The sequence below is a fragment of the Chenggangzhangella methanolivorans genome, assembly GCF_042648545.1.
GTDB lineage: Bacteria > Pseudomonadota > Alphaproteobacteria > Rhizobiales > Methylopilaceae > Methylopila > Methylopila methanolivorans.
Map to the genome: position 1 here is coordinate 32,900 of NZ_JBHRXS010000013.1, position 17,509 is coordinate 50,408.

Annotated in this window: 19 protein-coding genes and 4 pseudogenes; 16 read left to right on the plus strand and 7 right to left on the minus strand. The window is 63.2% G+C overall.

All coding sequences use genetic code 11. The features are described 5' to 3' along the window. Positions 1 to 6: 6 nt before the first annotated feature. Complete coding sequence (locus tag ACFOWB_RS20550; RefSeq protein ID WP_261405411.1) at positions 7 to 1,380, minus strand: sensor histidine kinase N-terminal domain-containing protein; 1,374 nt, start codon at positions 1,378 to 1,380, stop codon at positions 7 to 9. Then, the gene (locus ACFOWB_RS20555; RefSeq protein WP_261405410.1) at positions 1,377 to 2,039 is read right to left on the minus strand and encodes a response regulator; all 663 of its coding nucleotides are present in this window, start codon (positions 2,037 to 2,039) and stop codon (positions 1,377 to 1,379) included. The genes ACFOWB_RS20550 and ACFOWB_RS20555 overlap by 4 nt, the downstream gene beginning before the upstream one ends. Positions 2,040 to 2,152: 113 nt before the next feature. On the opposite strand from ACFOWB_RS20555, the gene ACFOWB_RS20560 reads away from it, so the two are divergent. The 3 genes from ACFOWB_RS20560 (at position 2,153) to ACFOWB_RS20570 (ending at position 3,691) form a co-directional block, all read left to right on the plus strand. After that, a complete protein-coding gene (locus ACFOWB_RS20560; protein ID WP_261405409.1) occupies positions 2,153 to 2,785 on the plus strand; it encodes a DsbA family protein in 633 nt (210 codons plus the stop codon). Between the two features lie 127 nt (positions 2,786 to 2,912). Beyond that, entirely contained in the window at positions 2,913 to 3,458 is a 546-nt protein-coding gene (locus ACFOWB_RS20565; RefSeq protein WP_449252285.1) for a L,D-transpeptidase, read from the plus strand. A gap of 20 nt (positions 3,459 to 3,478) precedes the next feature. Then, positions 3,479 to 3,691 carry a GDCCVxC domain-containing (seleno)protein gene (locus ACFOWB_RS20570; protein ID WP_261405408.1) on the plus strand — a complete coding sequence of 71 codons (213 nt, stop codon included), beginning with the start codon at positions 3,479 to 3,481 and terminating at the stop codon, positions 3,689 to 3,691. Between the two features lie 31 nt (positions 3,692 to 3,722). On the opposite strand, the gene ACFOWB_RS20575 is transcribed toward ACFOWB_RS20570, so the two are convergent. The 3 genes and pseudogenes from ACFOWB_RS20575 to ACFOWB_RS20585 all read right to left on the minus strand — a co-directional run bounded on the left by ACFOWB_RS20575 (position 3,723) and on the right by ACFOWB_RS20585 (position 5,766). Then, positions 3,723 to 4,226: a methyltransferase family protein gene (locus tag ACFOWB_RS20575; RefSeq protein WP_378149053.1), complete on the minus strand. Its 504-nt coding sequence runs from the start codon at positions 4,224 to 4,226 to the stop codon at positions 3,723 to 3,725. A gap of 23 nt (positions 4,227 to 4,249) precedes the next feature. Beyond that, positions 4,250 to 4,678 (minus strand): DsrE family protein, encoded by a 429-nt coding sequence (locus ACFOWB_RS20580; RefSeq protein ID WP_378149093.1) that lies wholly within the window; start codon positions 4,676 to 4,678, stop codon positions 4,250 to 4,252. 42 nt (positions 4,679 to 4,720) lie between these two features. After that, a pseudogene (locus ACFOWB_RS20585) lies at positions 4,721 to 5,766 on the minus strand (c-type cytochrome). Between the two features lie 204 nt (positions 5,767 to 5,970). Here ACFOWB_RS20585 and ACFOWB_RS20590 point away from each other — a divergent pair. The 3 genes and pseudogenes from ACFOWB_RS20590 to ACFOWB_RS20600 form a co-directional block, all read left to right on the plus strand. Continuing rightward, a pseudogene (locus tag ACFOWB_RS20590) lies at positions 5,971 to 6,090 on the plus strand (transposase); the annotation flags it as partial. 239 nt (positions 6,091 to 6,329) lie between these two features. Further along, on the plus strand, positions 6,330 to 6,875 hold the full coding sequence (locus tag ACFOWB_RS20595; RefSeq protein ID WP_378149055.1) for a DUF6036 family nucleotidyltransferase: 546 nt from the start codon (positions 6,330 to 6,332) through the stop codon (positions 6,873 to 6,875). 267 nt (positions 6,876 to 7,142) lie between these two features. Beyond that, a complete protein-coding gene (locus ACFOWB_RS20600) occupies positions 7,143 to 7,406 on the plus strand; it encodes an HVO_A0114 family putative DNA-binding protein (protein ID WP_378149057.1) in 264 nt (87 codons plus the stop codon). Here ACFOWB_RS20600 and ACFOWB_RS20605 read toward each other — a convergent pair. Further along, positions 7,386 to 7,781 (minus strand): hypothetical protein, encoded by a 396-nt coding sequence (locus ACFOWB_RS20605; RefSeq protein ID WP_261405404.1) that lies wholly within the window; start codon positions 7,779 to 7,781, stop codon positions 7,386 to 7,388. The two genes, ACFOWB_RS20600 and ACFOWB_RS20605, sit on opposite strands and share 21 nt — an antisense overlap. A 231-nt stretch (positions 7,782 to 8,012) precedes the next feature. Here ACFOWB_RS20605 and ACFOWB_RS20610 point away from each other — a divergent pair, with 231 nt between their 5' ends. The 9 genes and pseudogenes from ACFOWB_RS20610 to cydB all read left to right on the plus strand — a co-directional run bounded on the left by ACFOWB_RS20610 (position 8,013) and on the right by cydB (position 16,080). Further along, the gene (locus ACFOWB_RS20610) at positions 8,013 to 8,675 is read left to right on the plus strand and encodes a peroxiredoxin (RefSeq protein WP_378149060.1); all 663 of its coding nucleotides are present in this window, start codon (positions 8,013 to 8,015) and stop codon (positions 8,673 to 8,675) included. A 26-nt stretch (positions 8,676 to 8,701) separates the two neighbouring features. Continuing rightward, a pseudogene (locus ACFOWB_RS20615) lies at positions 8,702 to 9,568 on the plus strand (MBL fold metallo-hydrolase); the annotation flags it as partial. Between the two features lie 2 nt (positions 9,569 to 9,570). Beyond that, a pseudogene (locus tag ACFOWB_RS20620) lies at positions 9,571 to 9,879 on the plus strand (ArsR/SmtB family transcription factor); the annotation flags it as partial. A gap of 116 nt (positions 9,880 to 9,995) precedes the next feature. Next, positions 9,996 to 10,415, plus strand: a complete 420-nt coding sequence (locus tag ACFOWB_RS20625; protein WP_261405730.1) for a YeeE/YedE family protein — start codon at positions 9,996 to 9,998, stop codon at positions 10,413 to 10,415. After that, a complete protein-coding gene (locus ACFOWB_RS20630) occupies positions 10,412 to 10,852 on the plus strand; it encodes a YeeE/YedE family protein (RefSeq protein ID WP_261405403.1) in 441 nt (146 codons plus the stop codon). The genes ACFOWB_RS20625 and ACFOWB_RS20630 overlap by 4 nt, the downstream gene beginning before the upstream one ends. Before the next feature lie 123 nt (positions 10,853 to 10,975). Further along, positions 10,976 to 12,670: a bifunctional protein tyrosine phosphatase family protein/NAD(P)/FAD-dependent oxidoreductase gene (locus tag ACFOWB_RS20635; RefSeq protein WP_261405402.1), complete on the plus strand. Its 1,695-nt coding sequence runs from the start codon at positions 10,976 to 10,978 to the stop codon at positions 12,668 to 12,670. 10 nt (positions 12,671 to 12,680) lie between these two features. After that, on the plus strand, positions 12,681 to 13,469 hold the full coding sequence (locus tag ACFOWB_RS20640) for a sulfite exporter TauE/SafE family protein (RefSeq protein ID WP_378149063.1): 789 nt from the start codon (positions 12,681 to 12,683) through the stop codon (positions 13,467 to 13,469). Positions 13,470 to 13,652: 183 nt separating this feature from the next. Next, on the plus strand, positions 13,653 to 15,071 hold the full coding sequence (locus tag ACFOWB_RS20645) for a cytochrome ubiquinol oxidase subunit I (RefSeq protein ID WP_261405400.1): 1,419 nt from the start codon (positions 13,653 to 13,655) through the stop codon (positions 15,069 to 15,071). Between the two features lie 4 nt (positions 15,072 to 15,075). Then, positions 15,076 to 16,080: a cytochrome d ubiquinol oxidase subunit II gene (cydB, locus tag ACFOWB_RS20650; protein WP_261405399.1), complete on the plus strand. Its 1,005-nt coding sequence runs from the start codon at positions 15,076 to 15,078 to the stop codon at positions 16,078 to 16,080. 128 nt (positions 16,081 to 16,208) lie between these two features. On the opposite strand, the gene ACFOWB_RS20655 is transcribed toward cydB, so the two are convergent. After that, positions 16,209 to 16,583 carry a hypothetical protein gene (locus ACFOWB_RS20655; RefSeq protein WP_378149065.1) on the minus strand — a complete coding sequence of 125 codons (375 nt, stop codon included), beginning with the start codon at positions 16,581 to 16,583 and terminating at the stop codon, positions 16,209 to 16,211. A 125-nt stretch (positions 16,584 to 16,708) separates the two neighbouring features. Here ACFOWB_RS20655 and ACFOWB_RS20660 point away from each other — a divergent pair, with 125 nt between their 5' ends. Then, on the plus strand, positions 16,709 to 17,503 hold the full coding sequence (locus ACFOWB_RS20660; RefSeq protein ID WP_261405397.1) for a TlpA disulfide reductase family protein: 795 nt from the start codon (positions 16,709 to 16,711) through the stop codon (positions 17,501 to 17,503). Positions 17,504 to 17,509 lie beyond the last annotated feature (6 nt).

Sequence of the window (17,509 nt, forward strand, 5' to 3'; positions counted from 1 at the left end):
CCAGCCTTAAGCCGCCATCCCCGCCTGTCTCGACGCCGACATGACCCCCGCCTCGAAATGAACTTGCGCCGACAGGCCCGGCCTGTCGGCTCGGTTCATGAGTTCGATGCGCGCGCGGCAGTTGGCTGCGGCCGCCGCCGCGATAGCAAGGCCAAGGCCCGTGCCGGCGCCGGAACTTCCTGCGCCCCTGAAGAAGCGCTGGGTCAGCTGCGGGAGCTCCGCCTCGGAGGCCCCGAGGCCCTCGTCCACGATATCGATCGCGTCCTCACCGGCGGTTCGCCGCCATGTCACCACGCCGCCGACAGGGGAGTGCTGGAGGGCGTTCTCGGTTAGGTTCTTCAGCAGGAGCATCAAAGACTCGCGTGGCGCAGCAAGGACCATCGAGCGAATCTCCGGATCGACCATCACCGGCACATCCGGGGCGGCGGCCCTGCAGAGTTCGGCCACCTCGTCGATTAGGCTACCGAGTGGGACCGCCTCGACGGCGCCGTTCGACGGCCCGGCGTCGAGCCGGGCGAGGGCGAGCAGTTGGGTCACAAGGCGGCTGGTGCGGTCCACGGCCCGAACGACCTGTCGAAGCGCGTTGTCACGCACGGCTGGATCCTGCGCCGCGACCGCGATCTGCGCCTGCGTCTTGAGCCCGGCAAGCGGCGTGCGAAGCTCGTGGGCGGCGAAAGCCGTGACCTCTCGCTCATGTCGCCGCGCCCGCTCGACCTTGCCGAACAGGCCGTTCAGCGCGGCCGCCAGCGGTCTGATCTCCGATGGCGCGGCGCCGGCGTCGACCGAACTCATGTCTTCGGCGTCGCGACCGCTGAGTTCGCGGGTGATCCGGTCAAGCGGTCGAAGCCCGCGTCCCAGACTTGCCCAGATCAGCACGCCAAGGAGTGGGAGGATGAACGCGGCCGGCCACAGCAGGCCCTTGATGAGGTCCGTGACCAGACGTTCACGCAGACCGAGCCGGTCCCCGACCAGTACCCTGATCCCCTTCGCCTCGTCCTGGACGGCGTACACCCGCCAGGGTTCGCCGTTGACGACCCGCTCCGAGAAGCCTGCGCCGCCGTCGCTCAGTTTCTCGTCGGGGGCCCCGCTCGAGCGCGCCACGAGGCGGTCGTCGAGGGACCAAATCTGGCAGGAGAGCTGCCGCTCGTAACCCGCCGCTTCAGGGATCAGGCCGGGAGGCCCGCCAGCTTCAGGTTTCGGCGGCAGGCTTCCGGCGGCGACGAGCGAGCTGACCATCCGCGCCGCCTCCTGGAGGCGGGTGTCGAGGACGTGCTCGACCTCCTGCCGCGCGCCGACATAGATCCAGACGGCGGCGATCAGCCAGAGGGCGCCGGTGGCGACGATCAAGGTCGCGAACAGCCTGACGCGAAGAGACCTCATTCGCCGTCCCTCATCCGGTAGCCCAGTCCACGGACGGTCTCGATCGCCTCGCGGCCGAGCTTGACGCGAAGATGATGCACGTGAACCTCGACCGCGTTGCTCTCGACCTCCTCCTGCCAGCCATACAGCCGATCCTCCAAGTCGGAACGCGACTTGATGGCGCCAGGCCGCTCCATCAGCGCGGCGAGCACCGAGAACTCGCGCCGTGACAGCGACAGCGCCACGCCGTCGCGGATCGCAGACATGGCGGCAGGATCCAGGGTCACGTCCCGCCATCGCAGGGTCCCCGCGGCCCGGCCGACGCCGCGGCGGGCGACGGAGCGGATCCGGGCGGCGAGCTCGTCGAGATCGAAGGGCTTGCCGAGATAGTCGTCCGCGCCGGCGTCGAGACCGTCGACGCGGTCTGTCGTGTCGTCGAGCGCCGTAAGCAGCAGGATCGGCGTTCGGTCGCCGCTCCCGCGCAGCCGCTTCAGAACGTCGAGGCCCGAACCATCGGGCAACATGCGATCCAGCACCACGGCGTCAAATGCGTTCGCGGCAAGCGCCGCCTCGGCGTCGGCGCAGGTCGAAACGACGTCGACGGTGACGCCGGCGAGGCCGAGGCCGACCTTCAGCCCATCAAGCAGCAGCGGATCGTCCTCGACGACGAGCACTCTCATTTCGGCATTCCCGGCAAGACCTCTTCCCACCTCGATCGGCCCGCCCGCTTAAGGCTGGCTTAAGCCACGCGGCGCTCTTGGGGGGCGAGCACCGTAACCGCGGAGACCACGCCTTGTCCCTGAACGCCAATCTGGCGCGCCTCGCGCTCGCTGCAGCTCTCGCACTTCCGCTCGCGTCGCCGCCGGCCTGGGCCGAGAACGCCGACACGACGCGCCAGATGATCCTGAACGATCCGGCGGCGCCGGTGGCGGGCAACCCCAAGGGCGACGTCACGATCGTCGCGTTCCTCGACTACAACTGCCCGTTCTGCAAGAAATCCGCGCCCTCGCTCGAAAAGCTGGTGAAGACCGACGGCAAGATCCGACTGGTTTACAAGGACTGGCCGATCCTGACGGATGCTTCGCTTTACGGAGCCCGGCTCGCGCTCGCCGCCAAATACCAAGGCAAGTACGGCGCGGTGCACGACGCCCTGATGGGCATTCCCGGCCGCAAGATCCCGGAAGACAAGATGCTCGACGCCGTCAAAGCGTCCGGGGTCGACATGGCTCGGCTCGACGCCGACCTGAAGGCGCATGGATCCGAGATCACGGCGCTGATCGAGCGCAACAAGGCGCAGGCGGAAGGCCTCCGGCTCGCTGGAACGCCGGTCTATCTCGTCGGCCCGCTCTTCGTCGCCGCGGCGCTCGACTACGAGCAGTTCAAGCAGGCCGTGGCGCAAGCGCGCCTTCGCGGCGACAAGTCCTGAGATCGGCGGCTTCACGATGACAGTCCTGTTTGCGTACCCCCGCAGGCTCGCCATTCTAGCGCTGCCGCTTCTGCTGGGCGCCTGTGCGAGCATGCCCGAGCCTTCCGTCCGGACGGCGAAGCCACAGGTGAACGCCGCGGATGAGCGCTACACCGCCAAGCTCGACGAGCCGTTTCCCGTCAAGGCGATCGACACGCGCAAGATCGATCCGAAGAACCTGCGACAACTGGTCGACTTCCCGACCTCCGAGCCCCCCGGGACGATCGTCGTCGATCCCCATAACCGCTTCCTCTATCTCGTTCAGGAGGACGGCAAGGCTCTTCGTTATGGGGTCGGGGTCGGCAAGGCTGGACTGGAGTTTCAGGGCACGGCCGACGTCTCTCTGAAACGCGAATGGCCGCGCTGGACGCCGACCAACGACATGATCGCCCGGGACCCGGAACGCTATGGTCATCTGAGCTCCGGAATGGACGGCGGGGACGCCAATCCGCTCGGGCCGCGCGCGCTCTATCTGTTCAAAGACGGCAAGGACACGCTGTACCGCATCCATGGCACGACCGAACCGAATACGATCGGAAAGGCGGTCTCGTCCGGCTGCATCCGCATGCTGAACCAGGACGTGATCGACCTCTATGGACGTGTGCCCAGAGGCTCGAAGGTGGTGGTGCTTTGAAAGCCAAAAACGGTGGCGTCTTGATCACGCGCTCGACGATCACATGCCCGCATTGCCTCCATTCCCGGAACGAGGACATGCCGACCGACGCTTACCGCATCCTTTACGACTGCGAGGGATGCGGCGCGTCGCTTCGGCCGCGCCCTGGCGACTGCTGCGTCTTTTGCTCCTACGGCGACGTGCTCTGCCCGCCCATCCAGGAAGGCGGAACCTGCTCACAACCAGGATGCTGAACTCTCGGCGGTCATGGCGTTATGGATGCGGCTAGATCCAGCGTCGGACCCGGCTCCTGTACGCCCGATATGGCTCCCCGAAAAGTCGATCGAGGTAGCGTTCCTCCCGGCCAATCACTCCGAAACGGACGATCGCCCAGAGCGGCAGCGCGAGCGCGAGCGTCACGAGGCTGTCGGCCATCAGGGCGACGGCCAGATAGATGAGCATCATCGCAAGGTACATCGGGTTGCGGGTCACGCGGTAGACCCCGTCGACCACCAGAGACGTCGTCGGCTTCCAGGGTTCGGGCTTGGTGCCGGCAGAGCGAAAACCGCGGACGGCGGCTGCGAGCAGAATGACGGCCACCACGGGGAGAATCGTTCCGGCAACGAAGCGAGGCGTCGCTGAGACGCCTGATCCCGGTCCGTCGATGAGATGATCGGCGATCAGGGCGAAACACAGGAAGCCTGCAAAGAGCAGCGGCGGAGGCGCGATGACGCCCGCGGTAACTACGGCCGCGGGCAGATCTCCACCTTTCCGTCCTGCGTCGTCCATGTCGGACGCCCTGCCTTGAGATCTCAGATGTGAATGTAGACGAAGCCCATTCCCTGAAGGCGTGCAAGCTCCGCCACGCCGCTTGGGACGATGTCGGCTTCCGTCACGCCGTAGAGCATTTTCCAGTCGATCTTCCGCTCCTTCAGCGTGTTGGCGCAGATCAGGAACCTGACGCCAAGCTCCTTCAGACCATCGATCTTTCCCGCCAGCTCCTCATCTGACTGCGCCATCGAAAACAGATCGACGCCGGCACCATGGTCGACGACCCGAATTTCAACACGCTGTTTTCCAACCGCGTCGACATGGTTCTTCAGGCTACCCAGCATTCTTTTGAAGTAAGCTGCGTTGTCGGCCCCACCGCCGTCATTGTGGTAGACGACTTTCTGGTCCTGATAATATTCGGCTTCCACAGCCATGGCGCCTTGTGAGCTCCATCCAAGAAATAACGACATAATCAATGCGAAACTGAGCGCCAAAGATTTCATCTCTTTAATTCACTGATCTGGTTGACTAGAATTTTCGGAATCTTGTGCTGACTTCATTGCATTGACCTTAGCCCGGATCGGTTGGAACGGACCGTACTTATGCTGGCCGCGTCGAAGCCGTCTTCGAATGGGCCGTACCCGGCGTCAACGGCCTTCTCGGAGCGAACGGGGTAGTCCTTGTCGAGCGCCGGCTTCTTCGGCCGCTCCCTGGACTGAAGGTAGGCCGCGACGTCCCATGCCTCTTCGGGCGAAAGAACCGGTCGATCGTGGGTCGTTCCGTTCGGCATGTTGCTGCGGATGAAATTCGCCGCTGAAATCAGCCGGCCCATGCCGGCTCCGTCGTTGAAGCTTTCGGCGCCCCAAAGCGGCGGGAACAGGTAGCCCTTGGCGTCGCCGACTCGCTGGCCCTGGCCGTCCGCTCCGTGACAGCTGGAGCAGTTCTGTTCGTAAACCTGCCGACCGACGACGGGATTGGCCGCGCGCGCCAGTCCTCCATTTTCCCAGATCCCCGTCCGGGCGTTTTTCGGCCGATCGGGCGTCCGTCCGACAGGAACTCGATGTAGGCGACAAAGGCCTTCATCTCGGGCGAGTCGATCGGAAGCGCCTTGCCGTTCAGGCTGCGCGTCATGCAGCCGTTGATCCGATCCTCTAGCATGCCGACCTCGCCCTCGCGGGCGCGGTATTGAGGAAAGTCGGCGAACACGCCGACGAACGGCAAGCCGAATTTCTTGGTCCCGGCTTCGAGATGGCAGCTCTGGCAGGCCATGTCGCTGCCGGCGAAACGCTTGGCGGGGTCGGCGACCTCCGGGCCGATATGGGCATACGTCTCTGTCGTGAGATCCCGACCCAAACGGACCGTGTCGGCCCCACCGGCCCGGCGGGAGCGAACCCACGTCGGGAACGGTCCATACGTCGGACGGCGAGCGCTCGGGCGTCGTCGCCGTCTTAACCGGACCGACGGACTGAGACTGCGGCTGGTCGGCGGCTCGCACTGGCGCGGCATCCGCGGCGAGCGCGACAGCCAGTCCCATTTTGATCGCACGATCTCGGAACATGATCGCCTCCAGGGCGCGCAGGGTCATCAGCCCCTGCCGTCGGGTTCGCCTGCTGAGCTTAAGCCAGCCTTAAGCCGCCGAACCCTCAAGTGCAGGAAATTCACTGTGTTATGGAGCAGACGAAAAATCGTTCTGTTTTGAGCGAAAAATCGATTTCCATGCAGCATAAGACGGCCTTTCCGGGCGGTCCCGATCCTCGAGCGGCGGATCAAGCCCGGGAGCACGGTTTACGCCGATGAAGCCAACTCGTGGAATCCGCTTCACTACGCCGGCCTCAACATGAAGCGGATCAACCACCAGCGCGCCTACAGCGACGAGGAAGCGTGAACGAACAGCGCCGAGAGCTTCTTCTCGCGGATCCGGCGCGTCGGATCGGCAACGAAACGCAGTTTCTGCTCATCGCGCTTGCGGCGACCGGACACCCGCCCTCCGAGGTCTGGGCGGGGGCTACTGGCAGAGGGCGCACAAGCTAAAGTCGCCTTGCGGCTCAACAGCAGAAGCAAAAACTTGCGGTTGAATAAATATCATTTCATGATATTATCTAGGATAAGACGGGAGAGAGCATGCCAATTGAAGCTTCGACGGTTGAGGATCTGTTCGCCAAGATTGGTTCGGCGCTCCAGACGCCTACAACGCTTTGCGTGATTGGGAGTACGCCCGGGATCGCCACGGGGCAGAAGGAGCGTCAGACACCAGATATCGACGTGTGGTTCGCAGGTTCTAGCTTTGACGCCGCAGAGTTATCCAAAGTCTGTCGTGATATTGGCGTTCTCTACGATCCGAAAGGTGAAATTGATCCAGATAAAATATACATTCAGATAATCAGGCCAGGTATTGTTCAACTTCCCAACGACTTCGAAACTGAAACCATCGGAAGGTATGGGCAGCTCATTGTGATTATGCCAACCCCAGACCTGTTGGCTGCAGCGAAGCTTGTTCGATCGAGCCCCGCCGATGTTCAGGACGTTGTCTGGTGGGTTAAGCAGAGAGGGATCGATCTCTCCGACATCGAATTGGCCATCAAGAAACTTCCTAGACCGTCAGATCGGGAGGCTGCTTCCGAGAACCTCGTTTTCGTTGAACTGACAACTAGCCGAGAACATAAATGAGCAGATCGCCAAGAGAGCTGTATGTTACTGCGCTCGATTCGCTTCTCCGCGGAAACACTGCTTCAGTCGCACACAGTCGCGATTGGGAGTTGCTGCGAGAAATATCTCGGCTAGCGACATCCGATGCGCCCGTAGAGTTCGCAGCAACAGACCCCGCGCTTTTCCAGAGCTGGCGATCTGCGGTGACGCGTTTTCATCTAGCGGGATGGAGCGCAATGACGCCTGACCGGGTCGATCAGGTCGTTCACCGATTAAACGAAAAACAGCATGCCCCCGCTCTCTGAAACGGAGGTCATCCTAAAAGCTCTGACAAAAGGAAATATCGAAATTATTGGTATCATTAACCGAGAGGCTCCTGAAAGCGTTGCAGAGCTAGCTAGGTTAGCGAGCCGGTCTCAATCAAACGTCTCAAGATCGTTATCTTCATTAGTCGAACTTAAAATAATTAGGTTGGAAGGGAAGCGACCGAAGCGCCCTGTGTTAAATATTTTATGTATAAAAATCAGGCTGTCAGAAATAATTGGAGCCTAGCCTCTTAGGCGGTATCGCAGGATTGCTGTTGCGGCGTACCCATAGAAGGTTGCCGTTCTGATCCGGCGCTGACTGGACGCGCCCCTCGTCGCGCTGCTTACGCAGGGCCTTCGACGCCCAACGCGTGACCTCCGACAGCAGCTTTCGATCGCGGGCATCGTCTGCCCGTAGTGAGATCACGGTCTGGGCAAGCTCCCTAGACATCATCGGCCCGTCGGCATCTGCGACTTCCCGCATCAAGGTCCTTGTGAGCTCGCCGGTCCCGAACATGACCTGGCGCTTCTGGCGCGGCATGGCCGCGTCCAGATCGCCTATGTAGCCGAACGAGCCCAACGTCCGGTCGAGGGCTTCGATGTCGTTCCGGATCTCGGCCATCCGATCTCGCAGGCGCTCAGCCTCGTTGAAGAGCTCGGCGCGCTTCCTCAGCAGTCCGAAATGGTGTCGCCGTAGCCGTCTCGAGCCATGGACTAAGCATCGGCGAGACGGCAGGCCTTGGATACGGAGCGCGTTGTGGTTGCTCCATAATACCGGAAAAACACTTAAGGCCCCTTGATATCAATAATATGAAAGTGTATATTGATATCGTCAAGGCAGCGCGAGGCGGGCATGAGCGAGACGATTTCGATCGAGAATGAACAGGTTTTTCGGCGACCCCCGGTCATCGGATCGCCAGCGCCCTTGTTTGTTGCGCGCACCACGATGGGTGAGCGCGCACTCGCCAGCTACAGGGGCCGCTGGCTGGTGTTCTTCTCGCATCCGGCTGACTTCACTCCGGTCTGCACCAGCGAGTTCGTCGCTTTCAGCCGCGCGCACGACAAGTTCGAGGAACTCGACTGCGACCTGCTTGCGATGTCCGTCGATAGCCTGTTCTCGCATTTTGCCTGGGCGAACTCGATCCGCGAGCGGTTTGGCGTCGCGGTGCCGTTCCCGATCGCCGAGGACCCCTCGATGGTGATCGCCGCCGCATACGGCATGCTCCAGGACGGCGCTCAGGACAGCTCGACAGTGCGCGGCACCTTCGTGATCGATCCGGAAGGCGTCATCCGTGCGATCTCCTGCTACCCCATGAGCACAGGCCGGTCGGTCGCGGAAATCCTGCGCCTCGTGGAGGCGCTCCAGACGGCGGACGCCCAGACGGCGTCGACGCCGGAAGGGTGGACGAAGGGCGATCCCGTCATCGACGCCTTGCCGCTCGACGTCGCCGAGCTGGCGAACTTCACGCCGAGCGAGACCTCCCCCGACTGGTACTACCGCCTGAGGCGGTCGTGAGGTCGGCCATGTCAGAGAGCAACCTCAAGCCCGTCGTGCAGGGCTTCTTCGAGCCGCGCACGAACAGCATCCAGTACGTGGCGGCGTGCCCTGTTACGGGCGCCTGCGCGATCATCGACCCGGTTCTCGATTTTGACGAGAAGTCGGGCGCCACGTCGACCCGGAGCGCCAACGCGATCCTCGCGTTCGTGGCCGAGCGCGACTACCGGGTCGAATGGATCCTCGACACACATCCCCATGCAGATCACTTCTCGGCAGCTCAACACCTGAAGTCTCTGACGGGCGCTCCGACCGCGATCGGCGAGCGCGTCACCGACGTCCAGAAGCTCTGGAAGGGCATTTACAACTTTTCCGACCTTCAGGCCGACGGCTCGCAATGGGATCGCCTGTTCGCCGAAGGCGAGCGCTTCAGGATCGGCGAACTGAGCGCCCGAGTGCTGTTTTCTCCCGGGCATACGCTCGCTTCGATCACCTATGTGATCGGCGACGCGGCCTTCGTCCACGACACGCTGTTCATGCCCGACAGCGGGACCGCCCGCTGCGACTTTCCGGGCGGAAGCGCCGATCGGATGTGGAGCTCGCTCGAGCAGATTCTTGCGCTGCCCGACGACACGCGGGTGTTCACGGGACATGACTACCAGCCGGACGGACGCGCTCCGCAATGGGAGAGCACGGTCGCGGAGCAGAAGCGTCTCAACCCGCACATCGCGGGCCGGTCGCGGGAGGAGTTCGTCCAGCTTCGAGAAGAACGCGACCGCAGTCTGCCTATGCCCAAGCTCATCCTCCACGCGCTGCAGGTGAACATCCGCGGCGGACGGTTGCCGGAGCCGGAAAATGACGGCCGCCGGTATCTGAAGTTTCCGATCGACGCGCTGGAGAGCGCGACATGGTGATGATGTCCCACGAAGCGGTCACCCGCGAGCGCGCCGACGCCGCTGGCGAGTTCCTCAAGGGTCTCGCCAATCCGAACAGGCTGATGATCGCGGCTCGTTTGATGGCGGGAGAGGCGTCCGTGGGCGAGCTTGAGGCGAGCCTCGGAATCCGACAGCCGACGCTGTCACAGCAACTTGCCGGCCTTCGCGACGCAGGCCTCGTCGAAGCCCGCCGAGACGCAAAGCAGGTGTTTTATCGTCTCGTCGATCACAGGGCCGCCGAAGTCGTCGGCGTCCTACAACAAATTTTTGGATTGGCGACGACTGTCGGCGGTCACGCGACGCGAACCCCCACGCCCCACGCCCCGTCGAACGGCCGCAGCCACGGCGCCGCCAGATTCGCCCAGATTCTCCCATTTCCGGAAGCTCAGCGGGGACGGCGATGACCATTGCTGATTTTCTCCCGTCGCTATTAGGCGGCATGGCGATTGGTCTCGCGGCGGCGATGCTGTTGGCGCTGAACGGGCGTGTCGCCGGCGTGAGCGGGATAGTGAGCGGTCTGTGGCGGCGCACAGACACAGGCCCGATGACGAGCCTCGCATTCGTCATCGGCCTCGTACTCGGACCGGTGCTGTTCCTCGCCGTCTTCGGGACATTTCCGAAGATCGAGATCGGTACGCCGCTTTGGCTTCTGGCGCTTGGCGGCCTGCTCGTTGGATACGGATCACGACTGGGGTCAGGATGCACCAGCGGCCACGGCGTGATCGGCCTTGCGCGTCTCTCGCCACGGTCGATGGCCGCCGTCGCGACATTCCTGACCACAGCGGTGGCCACGGTCGCCGCGATGCGCGCCGCGGGTCTGTCATGAACGTCGCGCGCCTCATCGTCAGCCTGGCGGCCGGTCTCGTTTTCGGCTTCGGCCTGGCCTTGTCCGGAATGCTCGACCCGTCCCGCGTGCGTGGCTTTCTCGATGTCACGGGTCCGTGGGATCCAAGCCTCGCCTTCGTTCTTGGCGGCGCCGTTCTGGTTGCGGCTGTCGGGATGTTGATCGTTCGGGCGATGAGCCGCCCGGTTCTCGATGACCGATTTCACCTGCCGCCGACCAGACCGGTGGACCGCCGCCTGGTCTCGGGCTCGGCCATCTTCGGCATAGGTTGGGGAATGGCCGGCCTTTGCCCGGGACCCGCGATCGCAGGGATGGCAGTCGGCCTGCCGGCTTCAATGATTTTCTTGGCCGCCATGATCTTGGGCATGGCGGCGCATGACCTCACCAAGCCCAACGTGGCGGCGCCAGTCGCGATCTGACCGAGGCGCCAAGCCGCGATCGAACAGAGCGCCCGGACGCATCGGCGAACAGCGGATGCAGGACCTGTCGCGAAGCGACATCGAAGACCGGCATCCGGCCGGCCGCAAATTGGGAGACCCGCCATGCAGGCCAAGACGCTCACGGACGACCTCTCGGTCAGCCCGCAACTCACTGTCGCAGATGTCGCCGAGGCGAAAGCAGCCGGGTTCCGGTCGATCATCATCAACCGTCCGGACGGCGAGGCCGCCGACCAGCCGTCTCACGCCGACATCGAGACCGCGGCGCGTCAGGCCGGGATGGAGACGCGGTACATTCCGGTCGTCCTTGGCAAGCTCGCCAAGCAGGACGTCGAAGCTTTCGCAAACGCGATGAGCTCGCTGCCGAAGCCGGTCATCGGCTTCTGCAAGTCCGGAACCCGCACCGCCACGCTCTGGGCGATGTCCGAAGCCGGAAATCGGCCCTCACAGGACATTGAAGGCGCGGCGAAGGCCGCCGGCTACGATGTGTCGGCGGCGTTGACGGCGCGTCTTGGCGAAAGCGATCGCGGAGCGTCGAAGTCGAACACGTCTCGATCCCACGACGTCGTTATCGTCGGCGCCGGCGCCAGCGGCATCGCATTGGCCGCCAGCATTCTTTCGCGAAAGCCGGGTCTCGACATAGCGATCATCGACGCCGCCGACGCCCACTACTATCAGCCGGGCTGGACGATGGTGGGCCGCGGCGTGTTCTCGGCGGCCGAGACCCGTCGGGACATGGCCTCGCTCATTCCCAATGGCGTCAAATGGATCAAGGAACGGGTCGCCTCCTTCCAGCCTGACGCAAAGACGGTGACGCTCGAAAGCGGCGCGGCGGTTTCATACCGGAAGCTCGTGGTCGCGCCGGGGCTCAAGCTCAACTGGAGCGCAATCGAAGGCCTCGAAGAGACCCTCGGCAAGAACGGAGTCACCTCCAACTACCGTTACGACCTCGCTCCCTACACATGGGAGCTCGTTCAGCAGTTCCGTGGCGGGAACGCGCTGTTCACGCAGCCGCCGATGCCGATCAAATGCGCCGGGGCGCCGCAGAAGGCGATGTATCTCTCTTGCGACCACTGGCTGGCGACCGGAGCGCTTGGGAAATCCAAAGTCGAGTTCCTGAATGCCGGTCCGGTGCTCTTCGGCGTGGCGGATTACGTGCCGCCGCTGATGGAATACGTGAAGCGGTACGGCATCGGCCTCTCGTTCGGGCACAACCTGGTCAAGATCGACGGCGCAGCCAAACGAGCTTGGTTCAAGACGACCCCGAAGGAGGGCGAACCCCAGATCGTCGAACGCTCGTTCGACATGATCCACGTGACGCCGCCGCAAAGCTCGCCGGATTTCGTGAAATCGTCGCCGCTCGCCAATGAGGCCGGCTGGGTCGACGTCGATCCTGGCACGCTGCGCCACGTCCGGTATCCCGACATCTACAGCCTCGGCGACGCCATGGGCGCGTCGAACGCCAAGACGGCGGCGGCGGCCCGCAAGCAGGCGCCGGTGGTCGCTGAAAACCTGCTCCGCGACATGGGATCCGCCTCGACCTCACAGCCCGCGATCTACGACGGCTATGGCTCATGTCCGCTCACCGTCGAACGCGGCAAGGTCATTCTCGCAGAATTCGCCTATGGCGGCCGACGTGTCCCAAGCTTCCCGAAATGGTTCATCGACGACCTCAAGCCGTCGAAGGCCGCCTGGATGCTGAAGGAACGCGTGCTGCCAAAGATTTACTGGCAGGCGATGCTCAAGGGCCGCGAGCTGATGGCGAAGCCACAGCATACGACCGCTCAGGCGGCCGAATGACCGCGCGCAGATGACGCTCGACGCAATCCAGTATCTGCTTGGAGGACTGTCCGGATCTCTGGTCGGGTTTACGCTTGGCTTGTTCGGCGGGGGCGGATCGATCCTCGCCGTTCCGCTCATGGTCTATCTGGTCGGCGTCCCCAGCCCGCATATCGCCATCGGAACGAGCGCATTTGCGGTCGCGGCGAACGCTGGCGCCAGCCTGATCGACCATGCCCGCCGCGGCAACGTAAAATGGCGATGCGCCGCCGTCTTCAGCGTCGCCGGCGTCGCCGGCGCTCTTGTCGGTTCAACCGTCGGGAAGGCGATCGACGGCCACAAGCTGCTATTGCTTTTCGCCGTCCTCATGGTCCTCGTCGGGATACTGATGCTCCGGAACAAGGGCGACCAGGGTGAAATCGGCGCCGAATGCACCCTTGAGAAATCGCCGAAAGTTCTGGGTTTCGGGGCCGCGACCGGCCTGTTCGCAGGGTTCTTCGGCATCGGCGGCGGGTTTCTGATCGTCCCCGGACTGATTGCGTCGACGGGTATGCCAATGCTGATGGCGATCGGCTCGTCGCTCGTCGCCGTGACGGCTTTCGGGCTCACTACGGCGCTGAACTACGCCGTGTCCGGATATGTGGACTGGCCGCTCGCGATCATCTTCGTCTGCGGTGGCATTGCCGGAAGCGCGGTGGGCTCTGCGGTCGCCTGCCGGCTCGCTCCGAAGAAGGGAGCGCTCAATGTCGCATTCGCCGTCATGATCTTCGTCGTCGCCGCCTACATGATCTTCAAAAGCGTCACGGAGCTAACCGCCTGAACCGCAGCACGCGGCCACCACCTATCGCATGAGCGAAACCCTTTCGGCCCCGGCTCAATCACTCGATACCGCCACTGTCTCTGTGTGCAGCATCTTCATGTCCGATCACCGGGCGTGGACAAATCAGCGTCCGGATGGTCGACGACCGTCTATATGCGAGAGATATTCGTCAGGAGCTGCGTCATGCTGAGCGATATATCCGCCATCGATCTTGCTCGGTTTCAGTTCGCCTTCACGATCTCGGCCCACATCATCTTTCCAGCCTTCTCGATCGGCCTGGCGAGTTTTCTTGCGGTGCTGAACGGTCTCTGGCTGTGGCGACGGGACGACGCATATCTTCGGCTGTTCGACTACTGGAAAACCATCTTTGCGGTGGTCTTCGGCATGGGCGTCGTGTCGGGCATCGTGATGTCGTATCAGTTCGGCACCAACTGGTCGGTGTTCTCCGACAAGGTCGGACCGGTGCTCGGGCCGTTGATGGGCTACGAAGTACTGTCGGCCTTCTTCCTCGAGGCCGGGTTCCTCGGGATCATGCTGTTCGGCCGCCAGAAGGTCGGCGACAGCCTACATATGACCGCTACGTTCATCGTGGCGATCGGAACCTTGTTTTCCGCCTTCTGGATTCTCAGCGTCAACAGCTGGATGCACACGCCCCAGGGCTATTCGATCAACGCGGTCGGTCAGTTCGTGCCGGAAGACTGGTGGGCGATCATCTTCAACCCGTCCTTCCCTTACAGGCTCGTGCACATGGTGCTGGCCGCCTACCTGACCACGGCGTTTGTGGTGGGTGGCGTCGGCGCCTGGCATCTCCTTCGCAACCGTGACAGCCGCGAAGCGGCGATCATGTTCTCCATGGCGATGTGGATGGCTCTGATCGTCACGCCGATTCAGATCGTGGCGGGCGACATGCACGGCGTGAACACGCTGGAGCATCAGCCCGCGAAGATCGCCGCGATGGAGGGCCACTTCGAGAGCTATCCGGAAGGACGGGCGCCGCTGATCCTCTTCGGCCTGCCCGACGATGAGGCGGAAGTGACCCGATACAAGGTCGAGATACCGCTTCTGGGCTCCCTTATCCTGACCCATGGCTTCGACGTCCCGATCAAGGGCCTCGATGCTTTCCCCAAGCACGAACGTCCCAAGTCGGCGATGATCTTCTGGACATTCCGCATCATGGTGGCGATCGGCTTTGCGATGCTCGGCATCGGCCTATGGTCGGCCTGGGCGCGATGGAGAGGACGCCTCTGCGACGCTCATTGGCTTCATCGCGCGGCCGTGGTGATGGGTCCGTCGGGCTTTCTCGCCGTGCTGTGCGGATGGATCACCACGGAGGTCGGGAGACAGCCATTTACGGTCTATGGCCTTCTGCGCACTGGCGAAAGTGCGGCGCCCCTGCACGCCGACGCCGTCGGCGCGTCGCTGATCGCCTTTATCGTGGTCTACTTCTTCGTTTTCGGATCCGGCACGTTTTACGTCATGCGCCTGATGAGCAAGCGGCCGAAGGACGGCGTCGACATCGACGAGATCGGGCCGACGAGGACCGCGGGCATCACGCCCGTCGCCGCCAACCCGACCGCGCCGCATTTCGCGCCGGGGACTTAAGGTCATGATCCTCGACCTTCCCTTCATCTGGGCCGGGCTGATCGCCTTCGCGGTCCTCGCCTATGTGCTTCTCGACGGCTTCGATCTGGGCATCGGCATCCTGTTTCCGTTCCTGAAAGACCGCGAGGAGCGCCACCTGGCGATGAACACCATCGCCCCCGTATGGGACGGCAACGAGACCTGGCTCGTGCTCGGCGGCGGCGGCCTGTTCGCCGTGTTTCCGCTGGCCTACGCCATTGTCATGCCGGCGCTCTATCCGCTCATTATCGCCATGCTGCTGGGACTGATCTTCCGCGGCGTGGCTTTTGAGTTCGTGCATCGGACCAAAAGGATGCAAGGCTTCTGGGAGCTCGGTTTCTGGGGCGGGTCTCTGGTCGCCGCCATCGCGCAGGGGTTGGCGCTTGGCGCTCTTGTTCAGGGCATAGCGGTCAACGGGCGCGCCTATGGCGGCGGCAATTGGGACTGGCTGACGCCGTTCTCTGGATTGACCGCGCTGGCGGTGGTGGTGGGCTACGCCATGCTTGGCGCGACCTGGCTGATCCTCAAAACCGAGGGTGAGACACTGAAGCGCGCACATCGCTTCGCGGTTCCGATCGGAGTTGCGCTGATCGCGCTGATCGGCGCCGTCAGTTTCGCAACGCCGTTCCTGCGGCCCGAATATCTCGCGCGCTGGTTCGGCTGGCCTTCGGGAGTCTGGAGCGCGATCGTACCGATCCTGCTCGCGATCGCCATATGGCAGCTATGGCGCGGCTTGCGAAACCAGGATCATCTGCGCCCGTTCCTGGCCACCGTGACGATCTTCATCCTGTGCTACGCCGGGCTCGGCGTGAGCTTCTATCCCAATCTCGTCCCCCCCGCGCTGACGATAGCCGAAGCGGCCGCCCCCGACGCATCACTGCGGTTCCTGCTCGTGGGCGCAGCCGTTCTTGTTCCGCTGATCTTGGCCTACACGGCGTATTCGTATTGGGTCTTCCGCGGCAAGGTCCTGCCCGGCGACGGCTACCATTGATGCGCCGATGGCTGTGGTTCATGGCGCTCTATCTCTTGGGGATCGCCGTCATCGGGGCGATCGCGTTCATGATCCGGTCGGTGCTGATCTGAGCCTCTGCTCCTTGACCAGGACAATGGCGCATTCGGTCAAGACCTGGGCGACCGCGGTCGACTTGTGGCGAGGTCGAGAAGCTTCGCCGCGACATGCTCAGCCCTTACGGGCTTACGGACACAATCGGTGACGCCCGCCACGAGCGCCTCGATGAGCTCGGAGACGCCGCTGCGCTCGGCGCGAAGGAACAGGGCCGGCGTCGCGTCGCCATCAGCTCGCCGGTCCGCAAGCGCGCGGAGCCCCGCCATTCCCAACGTCAGCTCGTCGAGCGCCATGATGGTGAAGACATGGTTCGACATGTGGTCGCAGGCTTCGAGAGAGCTACAGGCGACCTGGATCGACCGGGGCGACAGAAGCATCGTCAGATCGGCGACAAGGCCTTGATCCCGGTCCGCGAGAAGTAGGAACAACCAGCGTCTCCATCCTTTCGCGTGCCTTGAAGGCTGCGGCTTAAGCCTGCCTTAAGCGCAGCGACGGACGAGCACGTTTGGGCCGCTCAGATTGGCGTCGGCCATCGTATGCCCGCGAGGCCAGAATGACGGCGTTGTCTGTTGGACCATTTCTGCTGGCTGGCGATCGGCTGACCGTGCTCATTGCGGGCGCTTTCCTGATCGGCGCCAGCGCTTTGCTGACGCGTTTGGTCGACCGCCGGATCGGAGACTGGTCCTTCGCCGTTGTGCCGCTTGCCGTGATCGCGGCGAGGGTCGTTTTCGTCGTGAGCGCTCCGGAGGGCTTCTGGCGCGAACCGTTTCGCGTCGTCGCATTCTGGGATGGCGGCATGTCTTGGTGGGCAGGCCTGCTCGCGAGCGCCGCGTTCACGGTCGTCAAGTTCCGCGATTTCCGACTGCGCTCTTGGACCCTTGGGACGCTTGCAGCGACGCTTTTCGTCTGGAACCTGGCCTGGCAGCTCGCGGCCGTGACGCCGGCGATCGCAGCGCCCGAATTCGCTCTTCCCACATTGAACGGCGAACAGAGATCGCTGAGAGACTTCGCAGGACGGCCGACCGTCGTGAACCTCTGGGCGACCTGGTGCCCGCCCTGCCGACGTGAAATGCCGATGCTGGTGGAGGCTGCGAAGCAGAGGCGTGATACGCACTTCATCTTCGCCAATCAGGGCGAAGGTCCATCGCAGATCATCTCATACGCTTCAAAGTCGGGCCTGACGATCGAGAACCTGTTGCTCGATCAGTTCCGGACCCTGTCCCAGCACTACTCCATCCAGGGCTATCCAGCGACCGTCTTCCTCGACGCAAAAGGGGTCGTCCGAAAGATCCATTATGGCGAGATCACACGAGAGGCGCTGGACGTGCAATTGAACGGCATCCGGTAACAACAC

Coding starts and splice junctions, on each gene's coding strand:
- ACFOWB_RS20550 (WP_261405411.1), bottom strand. CDS start 1,380: ATGAGGTCTCTTCGCGTCAGGCTGTTCGCGACCTTGATCGTCGCCACC.
- ACFOWB_RS20555 (WP_261405410.1), bottom strand. CDS start 2,039: ATGAGAGTGCTCGTCGTCGAGGACGATCCGCTGCTGCTTGATGGGCTG.
- ACFOWB_RS20575 (WP_378149053.1), bottom strand. CDS start 4,226: ATGGACGACGCAGGACGGAAAGGTGGAGATCTGCCCGCGGCCGTAGTT.
- ACFOWB_RS20580 (WP_378149093.1), bottom strand. CDS start 4,678: ATGTCGTTATTTCTTGGATGGAGCTCACAAGGCGCCATGGCTGTGGAA.
- ACFOWB_RS20595 (WP_378149055.1), top strand. CDS start 6,330: ATGCCAATTGAAGCTTCGACGGTTGAGGATCTGTTCGCCAAGATTGGT.
- ACFOWB_RS20600 (WP_378149057.1), top strand. CDS start 7,143: ATGCCCCCGCTCTCTGAAACGGAGGTCATCCTAAAAGCTCTGACAAAA.
- ACFOWB_RS20605 (WP_261405404.1), bottom strand. CDS start 7,781: ATGGCCGAGATCCGGAACGACATCGAAGCCCTCGACCGGACGTTGGGC.
- ACFOWB_RS20610 (WP_378149060.1), top strand. CDS start 8,013: ATGAGCGAGACGATTTCGATCGAGAATGAACAGGTTTTTCGGCGACCC.
- ACFOWB_RS20630 (WP_261405403.1), top strand. CDS start 10,412: ATGAACGTCGCGCGCCTCATCGTCAGCCTGGCGGCCGGTCTCGTTTTC.
- ACFOWB_RS20635 (WP_261405402.1), top strand. CDS start 10,976: ATGCAGGCCAAGACGCTCACGGACGACCTCTCGGTCAGCCCGCAACTC.
- ACFOWB_RS20640 (WP_378149063.1), top strand. CDS start 12,681: ATGACGCTCGACGCAATCCAGTATCTGCTTGGAGGACTGTCCGGATCT.
- ACFOWB_RS20645 (WP_261405400.1), top strand. CDS start 13,653: ATGCTGAGCGATATATCCGCCATCGATCTTGCTCGGTTTCAGTTCGCC.
- cydB (WP_261405399.1), top strand. CDS start 15,076: ATGATCCTCGACCTTCCCTTCATCTGGGCCGGGCTGATCGCCTTCGCG.
- ACFOWB_RS20660 (WP_261405397.1), top strand. CDS start 16,709: ATGACGGCGTTGTCTGTTGGACCATTTCTGCTGGCTGGCGATCGGCTG.